The sequence below is a fragment of the Aliikangiella aequoris genome, from assembly GCF_053709105.1.
Genome location: NZ_CM132298.1, coordinates 3,383,559 through 3,402,364, shown reverse-complemented (window position 1 = coordinate 3,402,364; position 18,806 = coordinate 3,383,559). Strand labels below are relative to the sequence as shown.

Below are 18,806 nucleotides of genomic sequence, written 5' to 3'. Positions count from 1 at the left end.
TTGCTTCCTTCGCAATATTAACTCGGTTAGCTTTGAGTTTCTTGGGCTTTAACGCTAATTTTTACTTGGTCTTCTAAACGCAATGCGGTTAACTTTTTACCCCACACACAACCGGTATCAATGGCGTACATATTAGGGCGCCTGCATTCGCCTTTTAATGAAGCCCAGTGTCCAAAAACAAACCGGCAACCTAAGGGTTCACGTGGAATATCAAACCAAGGGAAAAGTGTGTCAGGCTGAGTACCCGGTTTACTTTTGTAGCTAAACTCTAGGCTTAAGTCGGCGCGGCAATAGCGCATACGAGTAAACACATTAGTGATAAACCTGAGGCGTTCAATCCCGCTCAGTTGAGGATACCATTGGCAAGGCTCATTGCCGTACATTTGGCTAAAAAATAACTGTCGCTGATCGGATTGAATAAATTGGCTCACTTGGTTTGCAAACACTAAGGCTTCTTGAACAGACCATTGGGGAGCAATACCCGCATGCGCCATAGCAAAATTTAAGCTTTTATCGTAATGAAAAAGTGGCTGCTGTAATAGCCAGTCGGTTAGCTGTTGGCGATTAGCGGATTGCAAAATGGCGTTAAAGGTATCGCTTTTTTTTACTTTAAGCTGCGCCTCAGCTACGGCTAAAAAATGTAAGTCATGATTGCCTAATACAATACTCAGGCTGTCTTTAATGCTATAAAGAAATTCAAGTGTCTCTAATGACTGTGGGCCACGATTAATTAGATCACCCACTAACCATAGCCGATCACTGTTGGGGCAAAATTCAATTTTGTTGAGTAGCTTTTGTAAACTCTGGTAACATCCTTGAATGTCACCAATGGCGTAAGTGGCCATAACTTATCTTTAAGTAGTCTGTTGTGGTTCGCCAGTGTAACTAAAAATGAGCCTAAGTTCGAGTCTATTTCAGTTCACCTTGTTTACGTTTAAAAGACTCATCTTGGCGTTTGCTCATTGTTTATTTTTAAGGAAAAAACATGTCTAATTCGGTTAAAACTATTTTAATTACCGGCGCAAGTTCGGGATTTGGAGAAGCCAGCGCCAAGCTTTTTGCAGCCAATGGATGGCATGTTATTGCTACCGCAAGACGAGAAGATCGTTTAAGCGCATTGCAGCAATCCCTTGGTGAATCACACTGCACAACTTTTAGCTTAGATGTGACCCAACCTAAACAAATTGATCAATTAGTTGATTGGCTAAAGCAAAAATCATTATCAGTTGATGTGTTGTTAAACAATGCTGGCCTGGCCCTAGGGTTAGATTCTGCGGATAAAGCCGACTTAAATGATTGGCAAACGATGATTGATACCAATATCACCGGTTTAGTCACTATGACCAGAAAAGTACTACCTGCAATGTGTGCAAGGCGCAGTGGCCATGTCATTAATATTGGTTCTATAGCGGGTAGTTATGCTTATCCTGGCGGAAATACTTATGGTGCGACCAAAGCCTTTGTGGCGCAGTTTAGCTTAAACCTAAGAGCCGATTTAGCTGGTACCGGGGTAAGAGTGACTAATATAGAGCCCGGCTTGGCTGAAAGTGAGTTTTCAATTGTTCGATTTCATGGCGATAAAGAAAAAGCCAACAGTGTTTATCAAGGTGTTGAGCCACTAACGCCGGAAGATATTGCACAAAGTGTTTATTGGTGTGCTACGCAACCTGCGCACGTCAATATTAACCGGATTGAGTTAATGCCAACTTGTCAGTCGTTTGCGCCATTGACTATTACTAAAGATTAAAATTGATATTAGTGGGCTAAACTTAAAGTCGCTAATTTGCTTCCCCTAGTTTAGGGGAAGCAAGCTAAGCAGAGGCGAGGTTTAACCTAAAGCTTGTTTTTGAATTTCAATTAGCTCAGCGATACCTTGGTGCGCTAAAGTCATCATTTGATTGAGTTCGTCTTGGGTAAACGTGGCACCTTCTGCCGTACCTTGAAGCTCGATCATGCCTTTTTCTTCATTCATTACCACATTCATATCAGTTTCGGCTTTTGAGTCTTCAGCGTAGTCTAAGTCTAGTACTGGGTTGCCTTCAAAAATACCCACCGAGATTGCCGCAATCATATGTTTTAAAGGATTGGTTTTAAGCTGTTTTTTACGGAGCATACTGTTAATCGCGTCAGCCAAGGCAATACAAGCGCCAGTGATAGACGCGCATCGGGTTCCGCCGTCGGCTTGCAGCACGTCACAGTCAATCACAATTGTATGGTCGCCTAAAAGCTCTAAATCAACCGCCGCACGCAACGAACGCCCTATAAGGCGTTGAATTTCTTGAGTTCTTCCAGACTGTTTACCGCGCGCAGCTTCACGTTGATTGCGGGTATGAGTTGAACGCGGCAACATGCCGTATTCTGCGGTTAACCAACCTTGATTTTTGCCTTTTAAAAATCGCGGTACGCCAGACTCTACAGACGCTGTGCAAAGTACGCGGGTTTCTCCCATTTCTATTAATACCGAACCTTCCGCATGATTAGTAAAATTTCGGGTGACTTGTACAGGACGGAGCTGGTTGCTAGTTCGACCGCTAGGACGCATGAGAGACTCTCTTTAAGTTAATGACTAATGGGCGGATTTTAACTAAATCGACTAACTTTTCATATGATTTATCGAAATTAATCATTTCACAGGGTACAATTTAACCTTATTGTTAATTTTAGCGACTTAAAGGTATTCCAATGATTAGAAGTATGACTGCTTTTGCCCGTCAGCCCATAGAAGAAAAATGGGGCGTTGGTGCATGGGAAATTCGTTCGGTAAATAGTCGATATATTGAAACTAATTTTAGAATGCCGGAAGCGTTTCGTTATTTGGAGTTTAAACTGCGCGAAAAATTACGAAGCAAGTTACAGCGTGGAAAAATTGACTGTAGCTTACGTATAGACACTAGCGGCGCCAAAGCAGAGAGTTTAGCAATTGATAGCGACGTTGCTAGTTCATTAGTTGGTTCTCACGCAGAGTTACAAAAAATTGCCGGAATTGAGCAGGCCCCGGATTTAACTCGCTTATTAAATTGGCCTGGGCTTATAAAGTCAGCTGAAGTAGACAGTGAGCAAATGGAAAAGCAACTACTCAGTTTATTTGATGATGCAATCAACCAATTAATCTCAATGCGCGAAAGAGAAGGTGAAAGCTTAGCCGAAATTATTCAGCAACGCCTTACCGGTATGAGTGAGCAAGTTGAGCTAGTAAGACAAGAGATGCCCGCGATTGTACAGTGGCAAAAAGACAAAATTTTAGCGCGCTTCGAAGAAGTGAAATTGGAATTTGAAGAATCGCGCATAGAGCAAGAAATGGTGATGATTGCGCAAAAAATTGATGTAGATGAAGAGCTGGATCGTTTAGACACGCATATTAAAGAAGTTACTCGCTTAGTGAAAAAAGGTGGCTCTATAGGACGCCGTTTAGACTTTTTAATGCAAGAGCTTAATCGCGAAGCCAATACTTTAGGTTCTAAATCGATAAACAGTAAAACTACAGCTGCGTCTGTTGAATTAAAAGTTTTAATTGAGCAAATGCGCGAGCAGATCCAGAATATAGAATAAAGCCTCTATTGCGAGCTATCTTAGTAGACTAAAAAGCCAGCATTAATCGCTGGCTTTTTAGTTTTAGGCTAATATCAGTGCCCAAACAACATCCAGGATCCCGATTTTCAAGGCATGAGATTGCAAGCGAAAAAAATAACCACTTAAAAAAATTCACACCTTGAAAAAGTGGCGACACAAAGTCACTTTATCGAAAATCAAATTGCATAACTACATGAATAACATGGGTATTGCGTTTTGTTCGATAAGCAGGTTAAAAATGCATGAGCCTAGAATTTTGAAGAGTTTTATATGGTTTTCATACGATAATAGCTAATTGAAAGTAAAGCTAAGTATTAGTTTTTCTAATATTTTTTTCATGATTGCTCTTATTGGCTCTATGTGTGCCGTTATTCCTTAGCCAAACTTAAAACTTGGCTCATCCGCATTTAACTTGGTTGCTAATTCTTCGAGCGTCCCTTGGTAGCATCCTGCTTTTCCTTTTGGACAAGCTATTCGTGAGGCGATATCAAGTGATTCAAAATAGGCGACACTGGCGTCGATAGACTCGGATAGATTTGGCAATAAAATTTGCGAAGGTATTAACTTTAGTGGTATCGACTGATTCACTTCAATTAAAACCAGCTCAATAAACGCAAAGGTTCTGCCATCGCCTAATAACTCTCTAATTCGTTGAGTAAGGTAAATGGCGCTCACAATCCCTTGGTCTTTAGCGGTAATAACAACAGAACCCTTGGACTTTTCTATATCCATAATTTGTTGATCGGTTATCCCATTGCCAACTATTTGGTATTGCTCTTCAGTCAATTGGTTTAGGTTTGATTGACCCGAAGTGATGACTTGTAGTTGATCACCATTGTGCCCAATAACAGGTAATTCTAGTTGGCGGGTTTTTAGAGATTGACCAGGTAAAACATGAGGAACTTCGAGTGTCACCGTTAATAATTGATAGCTATTAATCAGCGACAAATTTTTAATTTTAGAGGAGTTTGGCATAATCAGTAAGAGTGAAGGTTTATTTTTAAATTAGCTTAAGTCGCCGGTAAATTGTTATCGCAACGCGCACAATTAGCTCGTCTTGCTAACATGGCTAACTACCTTTATTTAATCCGCACATTTTTTGTAGCAAGGTTCTCGGCTTTTTCTGTTCGATAAGGCTAATCTTTGGGATTTCCTCAACTTGATGCACTAGTACTTCGCCACAGCGACAAACAATATTAAAAGGCCTCGCCTTATTGTTTTGTGTTTCATGGGTGCTATTTAAACCACATTGGCAGCGCATAGTAAACTTTACTCTTGCCCAATCAGAATCTGGTTTTGGAATGCGCAGCGGATACTTAGAATCTTTAAATTCTTTAAACTCATATTCAATAATATAAATAGCTGTAGAGGTCGCATCGCTATTTTTTACCGAGCGCAACTCTCTGACCCAGCCATCAAAGCGATGCTTAGTGGGTGTGCAGTAAGAAAATAAGCTGGTTCTATCTAACATGACCGAACGATTGCAACGCTCACATTCCATGCAATCTAAATTAACCAAAACGGTCTCGCTAAAGGTGATATCCGTTACATATTCAGTGGTATTAACGGGTGCTTCAATTTTTAATTGTACTATCATACTACCTCAGTTAACTGAGCGACTAAACAAGCTAATGCTAATCACTAGTCAGGTTGGGCTCTTACCTTACAATGCGCAGTAAACTCTACAAGGTCGGCGCTACAGCTGGCCGCTGCAGCAATCTAAATGCGTCAACTCGGCTGGTGGTTACTTAGACCCTTTGAATATTCGTCTAATATAACTGAGTGTTCTAAGAATAATAGGTTTTTTAACGTAGTTTCGAATTTGCTCTTTCGCAATTTGCGATGGGATTTTTTTAATGCCATCACCGCCATCAATCTTATAAGTATCATTAAAACCATACTCTTCCAGTACTTTAAAATCATCAAGTTCGTTGAACATGGCATAACCGGCTACCGAGCGCACAATCCCCTCTCGCTCACAGTAGGAGTCTATCATCACATACTGAATTAACTCTTCATTGGTAAAACCATGAGTCTTCTTAATATCCTCAAGTCTAAGCCTGACATTATAATAATTAAAGCCTACTGAAAGCGCAGTACATAACCTATAAATTTCACTATTTTTAAATCGCTTATTGACTGGCTTCTTTCTGGATTTACTCAAACCTTTGCAATCTTTACAATCAGCAGCGCTAGTATTTTCCGCCATAACCGCTGGCGTACTCAGGGTGAAGCAAAATAATAGGCTGATAAAAAGGGCTTTAAGCTTCATGCTTTTCTCTCTTTATGCGTAGTTAATAAACTCATTAACGAATTAACTAACGCGCTTGCTAGTTGGCGTTAACAAATTTTTAAGTGAAGTAAGAATAATATAGCTGTTTGCATGATGCAAATGACCTGGTAAGTGTTGCTGATTGTGCAGGACATATGAGTAGGACATAAAAGTAGAATAGCTGACTTGAGGCTAGATTTAATCCGGCAGGTAAAACGCCCCTAAAATCGCTTCTGTGCATGCGCCTGTCACCGTGGGAATATTGCTAGGTAACCGACTTGGTTTACTTGCACCTAAAACGATTACTCATTATAAAGTTATACATGTTGTTTACAAAATAAAGCCATAATGCCTCACTAAAAGTTCAACCTGACCTCTGCTGCACTATTTTACTAGCCGGCAACTTATCGCTTAAAAGCTGTTATTAACTAAAGATTTTTGCGCTATCGTTGAAAAATTGATGAAAAGTCGGCATATCCTGTATATCCTTTAAGATAAACTTAAATTCATTGAAATTGTTGCTGGTTAAGATTGACGGTGGCAGATTTATTCGGGAAAAAGATTAATGGTTGATAGTCAAACTGCTAAAGGTACTCTTTATGTCGTTTCTGCTCCGTCGGGAGCGGGTAAAACCAGCTTGCTTAAGCAATTGATTTTGCAGGTTAATAATATTGAAACGTCTATTTCGCACACGACTCGCGCAATGCGCAAAGGTGAGTTAAATGGTGCTGACTATCATTTTGTGACTGAAGCTGAGTTTTTAAATTTAATTGAGCAAAAAGCGTTTTTTGAGCACGCACAGGTGTTTGGTAATTTTTATGGTACGAGCAAATCCTCTATTGAGCAGCAGCTGAGCCAAGGAATTGACGTAATTTTAGAGATTGATTGGCAAGGGGCGCGGCAAATTAGGGCTCAACTGCCAGACAGCCGCTCTATTTTTATTCTACCGCCCACCAAGGCAGCCTTAAGAGAACGACTTGAAGGGCGCGGCCAAGATGATGCAGAAGTCATAGAAAAGCGAATGCAGGCGGCTCAAAGTGAAATGTCTCATTTTAATGAGTACAATTATTTGGTCATCAATGACGACTTTGACACGGCTTTAGTTGAGTTAAAATCAATTATTCGGGCAGAAAGGCAAAAAACAGCGCCAATGCAGAAAAAACACGCTCATTTGTTGAGCAATCTTTTGGACTAAATGCGGTTTTAGGGTAAACTATGCGGCCGTTTGAAGCAGCTGGACATATTTTAGCCAAGCAATGCCTTAAATGGTAAGTGAATTTAGCAATATTGCTAAACAAAGTGAAAGCAACGAATTTTTAACGTCTCTTGGGAGTATCCAATGGCACGAGTTACTGTAGAAGATGCAGTTGATAGTATCGGCAACCGTTTTGATTTAATCATGGTTGCGTCAAAGCGCGCACGTCAGTTAGCGACTGGCGGTAAAGATCCAATGGTAGATTGGGATAATGATAAGCCGACAGTAGTCGCATTGCGTGAAATTGAAGAAAAACTAGTCAACGTCGACAACGTTGATCGTTTAGGTATGTCGTCAGTGGAAGATTCCAGCGAAAGTACAGAAAGCTAAGTACTAAAAACTAATTGATGTTAGTTTTTACGGGAGGAACTGGTGTATTTGTTTAGCGGGCTCAAAGAGCAACTTCAAACTTATTTAGATTCCTCCCAAGTTCAAGAAGTAGAACAAGCCTACGTATTTGCCCGTGATGCCCATCATGGGCAACTTCGCTCTAGCGGCGATCCTTATATTACTCATCCGGTTGCAGTTGCCAAAATATTGGCCACGTTACATTTAGATCATCAAACCATTATGGCTGCTTTGCTGCATGATGTAATTGAAGATTGTGATGTAGAGCGCGAAGACTTAGTTACGCGGTTTGGAGAAAGGGTGGCGGATTTAGTAGAAGGGGTTAGCAAATTAACCCAAATTAAATTCCGTTCTCGTGAAGAAGCTCAAGCAGAAAACTTCCGAAAAATGATGATGGCCATGGTGCAAGATTTACGAGTTGTACTGATCAAACTGGCCGATCGACTCCATAATATGCGCACTTTAGGGTCCTTAAGGCCAGACAAACAACGCCGAATTGCTAAAGAAACCATAGAAATTTATGCCCCTATTGCCAATCGTTTAGGTATGTATGCGATACGCAGTGAATTAGAAGAATTAGGCTTTGCTGCTAAATACCCTGTGCGCTGCCGAGTGATTAGAGATTCGGTAAAAAAAGCACGCGGTAACCGTAAAGAAATAGTGACCAGTATTTGTAACAATATTCAAAGTCGATTAGACGCAGAACATATTGTTGCTGAAGTTATTGGGCGCGAAAAAACGCCGTTTAGTATTTATCAAAAAATGCTAGAAAAGGTTGGCGAAAAGTACAAAGTATTTGATGACGTGATGGATGTTTACGGCTTTCGAGTCACCACCGACTCAGAAGATAATTGTTATCGAATTTTAGGCCAGTTGCATAATTTATATCGACCTGTTCCGGGGCGTTTTAAAGACTACATTGCCATTCCTAAAACTAATGGTTATCAAAGCTTACACACTACCTTAAAAGGCCCCCATGGATTGCACATAGAAGTACAAGTGCGTACTACCACCATGGATCAAATGGCCGAAAATGGTGTTGCAGCACATTGGTTATATAAAAGTGGTAATGACATTAACCGTGCAGAAATTCGAGCACGTGAGTGGATGAGTAACCTGATGGAGCTGCAAAAAAATACGCACACTTCGTTAGAGTTTATTGAAAGCGTTAAGGTCGACTTGTTCCCCGATGAAGTTTATATTTTTACACCTAACGGTAATATTATTGAATTACCTAAAGGGGCTACACCGGTAGACTTTGCGTATGCTATTCATACCGATGTTGGTAATAGCTGTATTGCGAGTAAAGTTGATGGAAAAATTGCAGCATTATCTTCATTTTTAAGTAATGGGCAAACCGTAGAAATTATTACTGCGCCAGGGGCTAAACCTAACCCTGGTTGGTTGAGCTTTGTTACTACGAGTAAAGCGCGCACCAATATTCGTCACTTTATTAAAAATTTACGCCGTGATGATGCGATTAATTTGGGTAAACGACTGCTCGAAAAAGCCTTAAATGGAACTAAGTTAGAGACTATCGATAAAAGCTTAATTGAACGTGTCAATAAAGAAACTCGCCATGAAAGTTTTGACGATATACTAGCCGAAATTGGCCTTGGTCAAACCGCGAGCGTGATAATTGCACATAGACTTGATCCTAAAGTTGAAACTAGCACCACTAAAATAGAAGATAGCAACCGACCTTTAGCCATTAAAGGAACGGAAGGTATGATGATTGAATACGCGAAGTGTTGTCATCCCATACCGGGCGATCCTATTGTTGGAACCATTAGTACCAGTGGCGGTTTTATTTTGCATCGTCAAGATTGTAATAATGTTTCTAATCATCGTAACCACCTTGATAAATACGTGCCAGTTCAATGGGAAAAAGATGTTGAAGGTGAGTTTAGAGTTGAGTTAAGAATTGATGTCGTTAATCAGCATGGTGTTTTAGCCAAGGTAACCTCGTTAATCGCTGATGAAGGGGTCAATATTGTTAATATTGAAATTGACGCAAAAGATGGTACCACCAACCAATTATGCTTTTTAATTGATGTAAGAAACCGGCTTCATTTAGCGAACTTAATCCGCAAAATTAGATTATATGATTTTGTTATTAAAGTTTCGCGCCATCGCTAAGTGTTTTAGACAATTAATAAATGTTTTAATCGCAAGTCAGTCGCAATTTTAAATGGCTCAAAAACGAATACCAAAGCATTAGTTAGGCCGGTTTTTTCACAGAGTCATCTTACTATTTAAGTTAAGGAACGCTAAATATGAGCAAGCTAATCATAAATACAGAAAATGCCCCAGCGGCTATTGGTACTTATTCTCAAGCAGTAAAAGTTGGTAAAACCGTGTATTTTTCCGGTCAAATACCATTGGTTCCTGCCACTATGGAATTTGTTAGTGAAGACATTAAAGCGCAAATTCATCAAGTATTTAAAAATTTAAGCGCAGTAGCCGAAGCGGCTGGTGGTAACTTAAATCAAATGGTTAAACTCAACATTTTTTTAACGGATTTAAGCTGTTTTCCAATAGTGAATGAGGTTATGGCCGAATATTTTACTCAGCCTTATCCGGCACGCGCAGCCATTGGCGTAAAAGAACTACCGAAAGGCGCACAAGTTGAAATGGATGGCGTATTAGAAATTGACTAATACTCAGCTCGGTTTGCAAACCAAAATCAATCAGCTAAAAACATTCGCACTGCTAGGATACTTTGCAGCAATTGAGCCAATTAAATAAAAGATCGTCACTATGAGCGAAAGAAACCAAAAAATTATTGAGCTACTGCAAAGGCGTCAAACAGACTTCACTGTATTTATGGATGAAGTGCATAAACCGCATAATTTAGCTGCCATAGTAAGAACCTGTGATGCTATTGGTGTAGGCGAGGTGCACGCGGTTTATCCAGAAGGAAGGCTGCGCGAATGTGCGGGCACTGCCGGTGGCAGTAGCCGCTGGGTAGAAACTCATACTCATAGTAATTTAAAGGACGGACTCAAGCCGTTACAAGCGCAAGGAATGCAAGTGCTAGCTGCGCACTTTTCTGAGCGAGCGGTAGACTTTAGAAGCATTGACTACACCAAGCCAACCGTGGTGTTAGTCGGTAGCGAAAAATTTGGCGTGAGTGAACAAGCGGCTGAGTTAGCCGATAAGCATGTGCTAATTCCTATGTTAGGAATGGTGCAGTCGCTCAATGTTTCGGTTGCCTCGGCAATTATTTTATATGAAGCTCAGCGCCAAAGAGAATTAGCAGGCATGTATAAAAAGCAGCAAATTAGTCAGTCAACCTTTGAAAAACTCAGATTTGAGTGGCTGCATCCTCAAGTAAAGACATTTTGTTTAAAACACCAAATTCGTTATCCATTGATTGACGAAAATGGTGATATTTGCGACCCAGAATGGCATCAAATTCGTTCATCTATCAATTAGCTGACTTTATTGCGCTAAAGCCTAACCCTGTCATTGATTTAAGAAGCCGCGAGGCTTTTGCTCAAGGTCACTATAGTGACGCGGCCAATTTCCCGGTTGAGTCTATTATTTCTCGCCTGTACCAATTACCGACAAAATCTAGTTTGCTTTATTTAATTGGAACCGAGCAAGACATCAATGAAGCGATCCGTGCGCTGAATCAAAAGGGGTATGCTATTGGTGCCAGTTTAGTTTGGTCTGTATCCTTAGCTGCGCAACTTAAAGCTAAGCACCTATTGAGTTTAGGCGAGCAGTCTCCAAGGTTATGGCAACCGGCTCCGGTAATTGAGCGCTTAGTAAAGTCTGCTCAAACTAACTCTGCAAATCCGCTTAGCGGGTTGCGCGCTTTAGATATTGGTTGTGGTGGCGGACGTGATGCAGTCTATTTGGCGTTACATGGCTGTCAGGTTGTCGCGGTTGATTATCAGCAGGCTGCCATTAGCAAAGTAAGCGAACTCGCTAAACAGCACTCAGTTAAAGTCACAGCTCAAGTGCTCGACTTAGAAATTGAGAGTAATGCACTCGATCAGATTGATGGAGAGTTTGATATTATCTCGGTTGTGCGCTATTTACACCGCCCTTTACTGAGCCAAATTAAACGAAAATTAAAACCTCATGGGTTTGTCGCTTATCAAACCTTTAGCGAAGGCTGTGAAGCTTTTGGCAAGCCTAAAAATCCTCGTTTTATTCTAAAAAATGGTGAGCTGGCAAAGGTTTTTATTGACTTTAAAATTTTGTGTGATGAAACGATTTGGTTAAATGATGGGCGTCCCAATAATGTATTTATCGCACAAAAACTGACTTAAACTTTGCAACAAACTATGAGATATTAGTATCGCGTTTGACTTAACTTAGTCTTGCGCTTAAGTGTCGTGCAGTTTTACCAGTGCAAAGAGTCCATATTATTAACGTAACAAAGGTTTTTGGTTTGAAAAAACAAGAGATTCCACAAGCAATTTTATTTGCCGATGTTTGCGGAAGCTCTGCGTTGTACAAACAATTAGGTAACATAAAAGCAAAGCTAATCATTGATGAGCTGCTTAATTCAATTCAAACAACCGTAACTGGATTTAAAGGGCGAGTGGTTAAAACCATTGGCGATGAGGTTATGGCCAGTTTCGCCACCGCAGACGACAGTTTTACCGCCGCAATTGATATTCAAAAAGCGAATCAGAACCTGTTACAAAATCATCATTTAAAGGTCGCTGTCGGTATTGGTTTTGGGCAAGTGCTCAGCGAGCAAAGTGATCTATTTGGCGATGCTGTAAATGACGCAGCATGCGTTACCCGAATGGCGAAAGGTGAGCAGGTTTTGTTAACTGAAGAGGTGTTTAATGCATTGAGTTTAGCGCATAAAGCATCGACACGAGAGTTTGACCAAGTGGTGCTAAAAGGCGCAACGGCAGCAACAATGATTTACCGAGCTTTTTGGCAGTATAAAGAATATGCCAATAATGAGACTCAAATGTTTGCTAACCAAGATATGCAATTGCTTGATAATTGCGAGCAGTTAGTGATTAATTATCGCGATCAGTCGCATATTATCGGGCCGCTTGACGTCCCCTATGTTATAGGTCGAGATGCTAACCAATGTGATCTTTTGGTGGAAGGTTCGCAAGTTTCCAGAGAACACTGCCAAATTAAATATAATCGTGGTAAGTTTGTTTTAGTCGATAGTTCCACTAATGGGTGCTATCTTTTAAGTGAAGCAAACACAGAAGTATACATTCGGCGAGAAGAATATCCTTTAATTGGCAACATTCGCCTTTCATTAGGCTTACCCTTAGCTGATGCGGAACTCGACATTATTGAATGCTATTATAATTAAAAAGGATTGAACTATGAGGAGGATTGCGTTTTGGTCACCTAAAGGTGGCGTAGGCAAAACGACATTGGCATTGAACTTTGCCGCTGCAGCATATTACTCTGGCCTTAAGGTGCTAGTGTGTGACCTTGACCCGCAGCAATCTGCGATAGATGTTTTTAATGAGAAGCAGCTCCCTTTTTCTGTTGTTCCTAACGAGCCTCAAGTCTTACCGAATGTAGATTTGTTAATTTACGACCATGCCCCCGATGTTAAAAATGTACCCACGATAGAAACGATTATCATGCCAATGCGGGCAAGTATATTAGATTTAAAGGCAGTGAATAGAGCGCAGCGACTAATAAGAGATAAACGCGTCATTCGCTGCATTAATGCTGTTGATACCCGCCGCCATGACGAACGAGTAATGGCGATGAAGTTGTATTCAGAAGGTGCTCACTTAATTAAAGATCGCTCTATTTATGTGCGAAGTTTAGCATTAGGTAAAACGGTGTTTCAGCAAGAAGTGTATGGAAGTAAAGATGCTCAAGGAGAGCTAAACCGACTACTGAATCGAGTCATGTCAGGTAAAGATTAGACTTTTAGCTAACAAATTTAGTCGTACTAACAAAAAAGGAGCCCTAAGGCTCCTTTTTATTTACTAAGCAAAAATAAATTATGCTTTAGCTGCCGCTTTAGCTGCTGGCTTCTTTTTCTTTTTAGCTGCTTTTTTCTTTGGCTTTTGCGCTGCAGAAACTAGCTTAGCTTCAAGTTTTTCCATTGCTTTAGCTTGTTTAGCTTCTAAACGAGCAATTGCTGCTGCGTCTTTCTTAGCTTGAGCTGCTAGCTTAACTTCTACTGCTGCTACCGCTTTAGCTAAATCAGCTGCTGCTTTAGCGTCAGCTTTAACAGTCTTGATTGCTGCTTTTTGCGCTTTAACTTTGTTAGCTGCTGCAGTTTTTGCTGCCATTGCCTTTTTAACTGCTGCTTTAGCTGCTGCAGTTTTCTTTTTCTTAGCGGCGTCTTTCTTAGCTGCTAATGTTTTGTTAGCTGCTGCAACTTTGCTAGTAAGAGACTTTAACGTCGCTTCTGCTTTTTTAGCTGCTGCTGCTGCTTTGTCAGCTGCTTTAGAAGTAGTTGTCATTGCTTTGTTTAAAACCGCACCTGTTTTAGCTGCTGCTTTCTTAACAACCTTTTTAGCTGCTTTTTTAGGAGCTGCTTTTTTAGTTGCTTTCTTAGCTACCTTTTTAGGAGCCGCTTTTTTAGCGACAACTTTTTTACTTGCAGGTGCTTTCTTCTTCTTAACTGCGCCTTTGGCCATGATTAAATCTCCACTTGTTTTTTTGAATGTAAGAATCTCCACAACGAAGTTTATAGTCAAGTGTGAATAAATTCAAAAAAAAAATTAAGAAAAGGGCAAAAAAAGCCAAAAAAAAGCCAAAAAAAACCGAATCTTATGTTTATTCGAGACGGATTGATAAAATTAAGATCTTTTAGCCTGCTTAAATCATTTTTTATTTTTTTTTAAAATGGCTAATTTAGAGAAAGTTTTTACAAAAAAATGGCATTTATTTAGTCATAATTGAGTGGTGAAACCCACCCAGTAATTAGTTTTGCATAGCGATTAATTTCTAAATAAAGTTGCTGAGATGAAAAAATGTCTTGGTGTATTCGAATACGTGGTGCTTGCCATAACTGTTTCCTAAAACACATTAAAAATTCGTTTTCGGATTGATCAATATTAAATAACCCCATTACTGGCAAATTTTGTGCCTTAAATTGGTTTTCTAGCATGGCTTTGTCTGCGTGCGCTAACTTGGGGTGAATAAAAACAATATGGCTAACATCTTGTGCTTGAATTTTATTATCGAGTAACCAAAAAGCACTGCGCCAATTACCAATTAAAACTAACTTTTCGGTTTTTGGTGCAATCTTTTGTAAGGTATTTTGAATTATCTGGTTTATATAGTTTTGATAAGCCGCCTTGTCACTGAAAAAAGGTTGCGTAATGGGAAGTTTAGCTGGTGGTGATTGTGCTGCTTCATTGGTATCTTGTTGAGCCGCATTTTCCGAGCTCGCTGGCGGTTGTTGCGTGTTATTAGGTTCGGTTGAAGCAGCTTGAGTCGCGGCAGGGTTTTGTTCGGCTTGTTCTTCTTTAACGACAGAAAAATCTGCCAGGGGAAGTGCCGGTGCATAAACCGTCCAACCTAAAAGGCTTAATTGTTTCGCTAGTGGGTAAATCAGTCTAGGGTGAGCTGGGTTTTCAGAAGGATCTGGAAGTAATACAATATTCCCTCGGTTAATACGACCATCTGCCCAATACTTTAAAAGTAATACTTTCGTGCTGTCTATTTCGATCCAAAATTGTTCGTCGCTGGGTTTTTTTGCGGCTAATTTTTCTAGATTGCTACTAAACTTTGCTGAGGCTGGTTGTGGCGGCTGCGCAACAGGCGTTGGTGTTGCTGTTTCAGTTTCTTGTTCCGCTGCATCAGTATTAGCAGCGAAAACCAAGATGAAAACAATCGATAACCTAATGTAGCTTAAAAACGCACGCAATAAATTTGACATGTTAGCAACAGAAACTAGCCCTTGTGTTGATAAATTAACTTATACCTTAAATACAAATTGTACTGTGAGTATGGCACATAATTGGGAATCGCAATGAATTTCGACTGATTGTTTGAATGCGCAGCTTTGATTTAGTGATACTCGTTCTAAAAGTTTAAGATATTGCTCGCTTTGGGTGTTTATCTCGCCGCTAATTAAAAAATCATTAGGAACAGGTTTTAAGTATTGAATATTTCCTTCAGCGGCAACTAATTCGGCCTTATATTCGAGCGCATCACCACAACATTTTAATAGCGTCCAAGCACTTGCCATAGCCGCTGCATATAAACTGCCTGCGAAAGCGGTTTGGTGAATATTAATATTGGGCTTTAATTGAGTTGAGGCTCGAATGGTGGTTGCGGATAAAGCTTCAATTCGCCATCCAATGCTTTTAGATACCGGAATTGTGGAATGAACTAAGTTTTGGTAATGATTTTTCAAAAAACTAACCCCTTTTATCGATTAATTGCGTTTACTGGATTAAATCTAACTTTGGCTGCATTGTTCATGTTAAGAATCTCCATTTTACTGTGGATAATGAGTTTTTTGTATTATTGAATTAGCCTCACCCGGTCGATTTAATTTATTGACAAATCAAGTGCGCGACAAAACCAACATTGTTTAATCCCAATTATGGGGGAGTTTAGGTTTAAAGTCGTTTTAAATGAAGGCAAATGTCAAAAGGCGAGTTAGGGGGAATTCCTCATTTTTTTTAAGGAGTGTTAATGGAAAGTGCAATAGAGGGCTGTTTGCCTATTGCAAATCGAAGCGAATTAACGTTCACTAAGCGTATGGAAAAAACGCAAAGTGATGAACAGTTAATGCTTCAATATGCCAAAGGTAACGCTTTGGCATTTGAGCAGCTTTACCTTAAACACAAAGGTGGGCTGTACCGATTCTGTTTACGTCAGCTAGGTAATAAAGCTAAAGCAGAAGAATGTTTTCAGGAAATTTGGATGAAAGTGGTTAATTCAAGAGAAAGCTATCAACCTAAAGCGTTATTTACGACTTTTTTATATCGAGTAGCGCAAAATCATATAATTGATACGTTACGTAAATATAAAAAATTACAGCAGGAAGTAGAACTAGAAGAAGGTGTGGTTGCGTTAAAACAAAATACCCAGTCCACCGATATCGCCGACAGCTTAGTTGCAGCAGATGAAAAACACTTATTAAGAACGCAAATTGAAGCCTTGCCATTGGATCAACGAACGGCAATTTTGCTTAAATTAGATGGAGGGCTGTCGCTAGATGAAATCGCTAATGTTCTCGACTGTAAACGCGAGACCATAAAGAGCAAATTACGTTATGCCATGACAAAATTGCGCTCTAGTTTAGGAGAAACCGCGTGAGCTCTGAACAAATAAATAATACAGGTGCGATTGAGGCAGAACTTAAGGCGCTGCAACAGAACTATTCTTTGCAAAGTTCAGAAAGTCCACCAACAGCGTTAGATAAACAAATTATTGCCGCTGCACACCGAGAGGCTGCGCGCACATTAAAACCAAAACAAATAAAAATTTCTTGGTGGAGGCGGGTCAGTTTACCCATAAGTGCACTTGCTACGGTTATGTTTACCGTGGTTGCGACTAACTTATTATGGAATGAGCCACCACGAGTTTTACCAGGGACATCTCCTGCGACTAAAATAATACCGGTAGATACGCAAAAGCCATTTAAATATGAAGTGTCTGAAATGAATCCAGAACTCAAAGCATTGCCAACTAAACCTATTATTATGGCTCCACCATCTAGCGCTGCTAACCTTGGCATTAGGCCAACTGAAGCCACGGTAGGCATTGTTGAGTATCACCAAGGCGATGAAAGTCAAAAGTCGTCAGTTCAAGCGCTCTCATCAAATTCTTCGGCTACACCTAGCTTGAGCCAAGAAGCTGGTTCTCATTCGGTGTTGTCGGAAGAAGAGCGGCGAGCGCGAGAAATTATTGATTTGTATTTAAAAGGTGAATTTGCTGCTGCAGATCATGCACTGCAAGAATTTAAGCAGGCTTATCCACAATACCCAATTGACGAGCAACTTGATTTACTGCGCCAGTAATTATCGAGTTTGTTGTTCTCGATTGACTCAATCGGCTGATTTGACAGCCAAAAAACCTGAATTTTGCTTGCTTCTGTCCGCTGCATCCTTATAATTCCACCACAATAGGGAGGGGTGCCAAATTAAATTTTGGTAAGGTTGTGATAGTTGCTCATATTTGTGCAAAAATTGCACTATAATCCTTATTCTTTCACTCAAAAATCCAAAAGTTTAAGCGGATTAGCCGTTTTTTATAATAATGGAGACTTTTATGGCCATTCGACGCAAAATTGTTGCGAGTTTGACTGCACTGATAAGTACGTTACTTTGCGGTGTTGCTCAAGCGACTGCTGAATTAAACATGCGTCCGGGTGTAACAGAGACAAGCCAAGAAGCCTACGACCTTCATATGATGGTTGTATGGGTTATGACTGGTATTGCAGTTGTTGTATTTGGACTAATGATTTATTCGATGATAGCCCACAGAAAATCGAAAAACCCAACGCCTGCGACCTTTTCGCATAGCACTTCGGTTGAGATTGTATGGACTGCTATCCCTTTTATCATCTTAGTAATCCTTACGATTCCTGCGATTAACTTGTTAATCAAAATGGAAGATGCGTCGAATCCTGATATGTCAATCCAGGTGACGGGTTCGCAATGGAAATGGCATTACAAGTATCTTGATCATAATGTTGAGTTCTTTAGTAACTTAAAACAAGCTCAACAGGAAAAGAACTTTAACCTCAGCGAAGCTTCAACTAACGAAAACTACTTATTAGAAGTTGATAATCGTTTGGTGATTCCGGCGAATAAAAAGGTTCGACTATTAGTTACTGCTGACGATGTTATTCACTCTTGGTGGGTTCCTGAGTTAGGCGTTAAAAAAGACGCTATTCCTGGTTTCATTAATGAAACTTGGACTAATGTTCCAAAAACCGGCGTTTATCGCGGTCAATGTACAGAGCTTTGCGGTAAATGGCATGGATTTATGCCAGTCGTTGTTGAAGTTGTTACAGAAGCTGAGTTTGAAGCTTGGGTAGCGAAGAAAAACGAAGAGCGTTTAGCTGCAGAAAAAGCCGCTGCTGAAGCCGCTGCTAAATCTTGGGATTTAGACAAGCTAATGGCATTAGGTCAAGAAGTCTACGAAAGCAAATGTGCGGTTTGTCATAAAGCCGATGGTTCAGGTACTCCGCCAGTATTCCCAGCCTTAAAAGGTAGTGAAATGGCAATTGACCCAGCGCAAAAAGATGCTCACATTGATATTGTAGTTAATGGTAAGTCTGGCACTGCTATGGCAGCGTTTGGATCGCAATTAACTGATGCTGAATTAGCTGCCGTTATTACTTATGAGCGAAATGCTTGGGGTAATGATACTGGCGAACTCGTTCAACCTGCTGACATTCAGGCTTTTAAAGCCGGTAACAAATAGGAGAAG

General features: G+C 40.3%; 21 protein-coding genes. 13 read left to right on the top strand and 8 right to left on the bottom strand.

Annotation, left to right across the window (positions count from 1 at the left end):
• Positions 1-26: 26 nt before the first annotated feature.
• Complete coding sequence (locus ACUR5C_RS14730; RefSeq protein WP_454465936.1) at positions 27-845, bottom strand: symmetrical bis(5'-nucleosyl)-tetraphosphatase; 819 nt, start codon at positions 843-845, stop codon at positions 27-29.
• Between the two features lie 140 nt (positions 846-985).
• Between ACUR5C_RS14730 and ACUR5C_RS14725 the strand changes: the two genes are divergently transcribed.
• Positions 986-1,747 carry an SDR family oxidoreductase gene (locus tag ACUR5C_RS14725; RefSeq protein ID WP_454465935.1) on the top strand — a complete coding sequence of 254 codons (762 nt, stop codon included), beginning with the start codon at positions 986-988 and terminating at the stop codon, positions 1,745-1,747.
• An 81-nt stretch (positions 1,748-1,828) separates the two neighbouring features.
• Here ACUR5C_RS14725 and rph read toward each other — a convergent pair whose 3' ends face one another.
• Positions 1,829-2,542: a ribonuclease PH gene (gene rph, locus ACUR5C_RS14720; protein WP_454465934.1), complete on the bottom strand. Its 714-nt coding sequence runs from the start codon at positions 2,540-2,542 to the stop codon at positions 1,829-1,831.
• Between the two features lie 140 nt (positions 2,543-2,682).
• Between rph and ACUR5C_RS14715 the strand changes: the two genes are divergently transcribed.
• Positions 2,683-3,549 (top strand): YicC/YloC family endoribonuclease, encoded by an 867-nt coding sequence (locus ACUR5C_RS14715; RefSeq protein ID WP_454465933.1) that lies wholly within the window; start codon positions 2,683-2,685, stop codon positions 3,547-3,549.
• Positions 3,550-3,945: 396 nt separating this feature from the next.
• Here ACUR5C_RS14715 and ACUR5C_RS14710 read toward each other — a convergent pair whose 3' ends face one another.
• The 3 genes from ACUR5C_RS14710 to ACUR5C_RS14700 form a co-directional block, all read right to left on the bottom strand.
• On the bottom strand, positions 3,946-4,545 hold the full coding sequence (locus tag ACUR5C_RS14710) for a hypothetical protein (RefSeq protein ID WP_454465932.1): 600 nt from the start codon (positions 4,543-4,545) through the stop codon (positions 3,946-3,948).
• Between the two features lie 94 nt (positions 4,546-4,639).
• Positions 4,640-5,167: a hypothetical protein gene (locus tag ACUR5C_RS14705; protein WP_454465931.1), complete on the bottom strand. Its 528-nt coding sequence runs from the start codon at positions 5,165-5,167 to the stop codon at positions 4,640-4,642.
• A 147-nt stretch (positions 5,168-5,314) separates the two neighbouring features.
• Entirely contained in the window at positions 5,315-5,842 is a 528-nt protein-coding gene (locus tag ACUR5C_RS14700) for a hypothetical protein (protein ID WP_454465930.1), read from the bottom strand.
• A gap of 565 nt (positions 5,843-6,407) precedes the next feature.
• Here ACUR5C_RS14700 and gmk point away from each other — a divergent pair.
• The 8 genes from gmk to ACUR5C_RS14660 all read left to right on the top strand — a co-directional run bounded on the left by gmk (position 6,408) and on the right by ACUR5C_RS14660 (position 13,324).
• A complete protein-coding gene (gmk, locus tag ACUR5C_RS14695; RefSeq protein WP_454465929.1) occupies positions 6,408-7,037 on the top strand; it encodes a guanylate kinase in 630 nt (209 codons plus the stop codon).
• 144 nt (positions 7,038-7,181) lie between these two features.
• Positions 7,182-7,427, top strand: a complete 246-nt coding sequence (gene rpoZ / locus ACUR5C_RS14690; protein WP_454465928.1) for a DNA-directed RNA polymerase subunit omega — start codon at positions 7,182-7,184, stop codon at positions 7,425-7,427.
• Positions 7,428-7,469: 42 nt separating this feature from the next.
• Positions 7,470-9,584: a bifunctional GTP diphosphokinase/guanosine-3',5'-bis pyrophosphate 3'-pyrophosphohydrolase gene (gene spoT / locus ACUR5C_RS14685; RefSeq protein ID WP_454465927.1), complete on the top strand. Its 2,115-nt coding sequence runs from the start codon at positions 7,470-7,472 to the stop codon at positions 9,582-9,584.
• Positions 9,585-9,721: 137 nt separating this feature from the next.
• Positions 9,722-10,105 (top strand): RidA family protein, encoded by a 384-nt coding sequence (locus tag ACUR5C_RS14680; RefSeq protein ID WP_454465926.1) that lies wholly within the window; start codon positions 9,722-9,724, stop codon positions 10,103-10,105.
• Positions 10,106-10,205: 100 nt separating this feature from the next.
• Positions 10,206-10,883 carry a tRNA (guanosine(18)-2'-O)-methyltransferase TrmH gene (gene trmH, locus ACUR5C_RS14675; RefSeq protein WP_454465925.1) on the top strand — a complete coding sequence of 226 codons (678 nt, stop codon included), beginning with the start codon at positions 10,206-10,208 and terminating at the stop codon, positions 10,881-10,883.
• Positions 10,853-11,728: a methyltransferase domain-containing protein gene (locus ACUR5C_RS14670; RefSeq protein ID WP_454465924.1), complete on the top strand. Its 876-nt coding sequence runs from the start codon at positions 10,853-10,855 to the stop codon at positions 11,726-11,728. The genes trmH and ACUR5C_RS14670 overlap by 31 nt, the downstream gene beginning before the upstream one ends.
• A 122-nt stretch (positions 11,729-11,850) precedes the next feature.
• Positions 11,851-12,750, top strand: a complete 900-nt coding sequence (locus ACUR5C_RS14665) for an adenylate/guanylate cyclase domain-containing protein (RefSeq protein ID WP_454465923.1) — start codon at positions 11,851-11,853, stop codon at positions 12,748-12,750.
• Between the two features lie 13 nt (positions 12,751-12,763).
• Positions 12,764-13,324: a nucleotide-binding protein gene (locus tag ACUR5C_RS14660; RefSeq protein ID WP_454465922.1), complete on the top strand. Its 561-nt coding sequence runs from the start codon at positions 12,764-12,766 to the stop codon at positions 13,322-13,324.
• 78 nt (positions 13,325-13,402) lie between these two features.
• On the opposite strand, the gene ACUR5C_RS14655 is transcribed toward ACUR5C_RS14660, so the two are convergent.
• From ACUR5C_RS14655 to ACUR5C_RS14645, 3 genes are all read right to left on the bottom strand, one after another.
• Positions 13,403-14,047, bottom strand: a complete 645-nt coding sequence (locus ACUR5C_RS14655; protein WP_454465921.1) for a hypothetical protein — start codon at positions 14,045-14,047, stop codon at positions 13,403-13,405.
• Between the two features lie 251 nt (positions 14,048-14,298).
• The gene (locus ACUR5C_RS14650; protein ID WP_454465920.1) at positions 14,299-15,294 is read right to left on the bottom strand and encodes a DUF3530 family protein; all 996 of its coding nucleotides are present in this window, start codon (positions 15,292-15,294) and stop codon (positions 14,299-14,301) included.
• 39 nt (positions 15,295-15,333) lie between these two features.
• Positions 15,334-15,774 carry a YiiD C-terminal domain-containing protein gene (locus tag ACUR5C_RS14645; RefSeq protein ID WP_454465919.1) on the bottom strand — a complete coding sequence of 147 codons (441 nt, stop codon included), beginning with the start codon at positions 15,772-15,774 and terminating at the stop codon, positions 15,334-15,336.
• A gap of 284 nt (positions 15,775-16,058) precedes the next feature.
• On the opposite strand from ACUR5C_RS14645, the gene ACUR5C_RS14640 reads away from it, so the two are divergent.
• The 3 genes from ACUR5C_RS14640 to coxB all read left to right on the top strand — a co-directional run bounded on the left by ACUR5C_RS14640 (position 16,059) and on the right by coxB (position 18,800).
• Positions 16,059-16,685, top strand: a complete 627-nt coding sequence (locus tag ACUR5C_RS14640) for a sigma-70 family RNA polymerase sigma factor (protein WP_454465918.1) — start codon at positions 16,059-16,061, stop codon at positions 16,683-16,685.
• Positions 16,682-17,389: a hypothetical protein gene (locus ACUR5C_RS14635; protein WP_454465917.1), complete on the top strand. Its 708-nt coding sequence runs from the start codon at positions 16,682-16,684 to the stop codon at positions 17,387-17,389. The genes ACUR5C_RS14640 and ACUR5C_RS14635 overlap by 4 nt, the downstream gene beginning before the upstream one ends.
• A 250-nt stretch (positions 17,390-17,639) precedes the next feature.
• Positions 17,640-18,800 (top strand): cytochrome c oxidase subunit II, encoded by a 1,161-nt coding sequence (gene coxB / locus ACUR5C_RS14630; protein WP_454465916.1) that lies wholly within the window; start codon positions 17,640-17,642, stop codon positions 18,798-18,800.
• The last annotated feature ends 6 nt before the right edge of the window (positions 18,801-18,806 follow it).

What these genes read in the sequence shown, in the direction of transcription:
- ACUR5C_RS14730 (WP_454465936.1), bottom strand. Translation starts at nt 845, where the DNA reads ATGGCCACTTACGCCATTGGTGACATTCAAGGATGTTACCAGAGTTTA.
- ACUR5C_RS14725 (WP_454465935.1), top strand. Translation starts at nt 986, where the DNA reads ATGTCTAATTCGGTTAAAACTATTTTAATTACCGGCGCAAGTTCGGGA.
- rph (WP_454465934.1), bottom strand. Translation starts at nt 2,542, where the DNA reads ATGCGTCCTAGCGGTCGAACTAGCAACCAGCTCCGTCCTGTACAAGTC.
- ACUR5C_RS14715 (WP_454465933.1), top strand. Translation starts at nt 2,683, where the DNA reads ATGATTAGAAGTATGACTGCTTTTGCCCGTCAGCCCATAGAAGAAAAA.
- ACUR5C_RS14710 (WP_454465932.1), bottom strand. Translation starts at nt 4,545, where the DNA reads ATGCCAAACTCCTCTAAAATTAAAAATTTGTCGCTGATTAATAGCTAT.
- ACUR5C_RS14705 (WP_454465931.1), bottom strand. Translation starts at nt 5,167, where the DNA reads ATGATAGTACAATTAAAAATTGAAGCACCCGTTAATACCACTGAATAT.
- ACUR5C_RS14700 (WP_454465930.1), bottom strand. Translation starts at nt 5,842, where the DNA reads ATGAAGCTTAAAGCCCTTTTTATCAGCCTATTATTTTGCTTCACCCTG.
- gmk (WP_454465929.1), top strand. Translation starts at nt 6,408, where the DNA reads ATGGTTGATAGTCAAACTGCTAAAGGTACTCTTTATGTCGTTTCTGCT.
- rpoZ (WP_454465928.1), top strand. Translation starts at nt 7,182, where the DNA reads ATGGCACGAGTTACTGTAGAAGATGCAGTTGATAGTATCGGCAACCGT.
- ACUR5C_RS14680 (WP_454465926.1), top strand. Translation starts at nt 9,722, where the DNA reads ATGAGCAAGCTAATCATAAATACAGAAAATGCCCCAGCGGCTATTGGT.
- trmH (WP_454465925.1), top strand. Translation starts at nt 10,206, where the DNA reads ATGAGCGAAAGAAACCAAAAAATTATTGAGCTACTGCAAAGGCGTCAA.
- ACUR5C_RS14670 (WP_454465924.1), top strand. Translation starts at nt 10,853, where the DNA reads ATGGCATCAAATTCGTTCATCTATCAATTAGCTGACTTTATTGCGCTA.
- ACUR5C_RS14660 (WP_454465922.1), top strand. Translation starts at nt 12,764, where the DNA reads ATGAGGAGGATTGCGTTTTGGTCACCTAAAGGTGGCGTAGGCAAAACG.
- ACUR5C_RS14655 (WP_454465921.1), bottom strand. Translation starts at nt 14,047, where the DNA reads ATGGCCAAAGGCGCAGTTAAGAAGAAGAAAGCACCTGCAAGTAAAAAA.
- ACUR5C_RS14650 (WP_454465920.1), bottom strand. Translation starts at nt 15,294, where the DNA reads ATGTCAAATTTATTGCGTGCGTTTTTAAGCTACATTAGGTTATCGATT.
- ACUR5C_RS14640 (WP_454465918.1), top strand. Translation starts at nt 16,059, where the DNA reads ATGGAAAGTGCAATAGAGGGCTGTTTGCCTATTGCAAATCGAAGCGAA.
- coxB (WP_454465916.1), top strand. Translation starts at nt 17,640, where the DNA reads ATGGCCATTCGACGCAAAATTGTTGCGAGTTTGACTGCACTGATAAGT.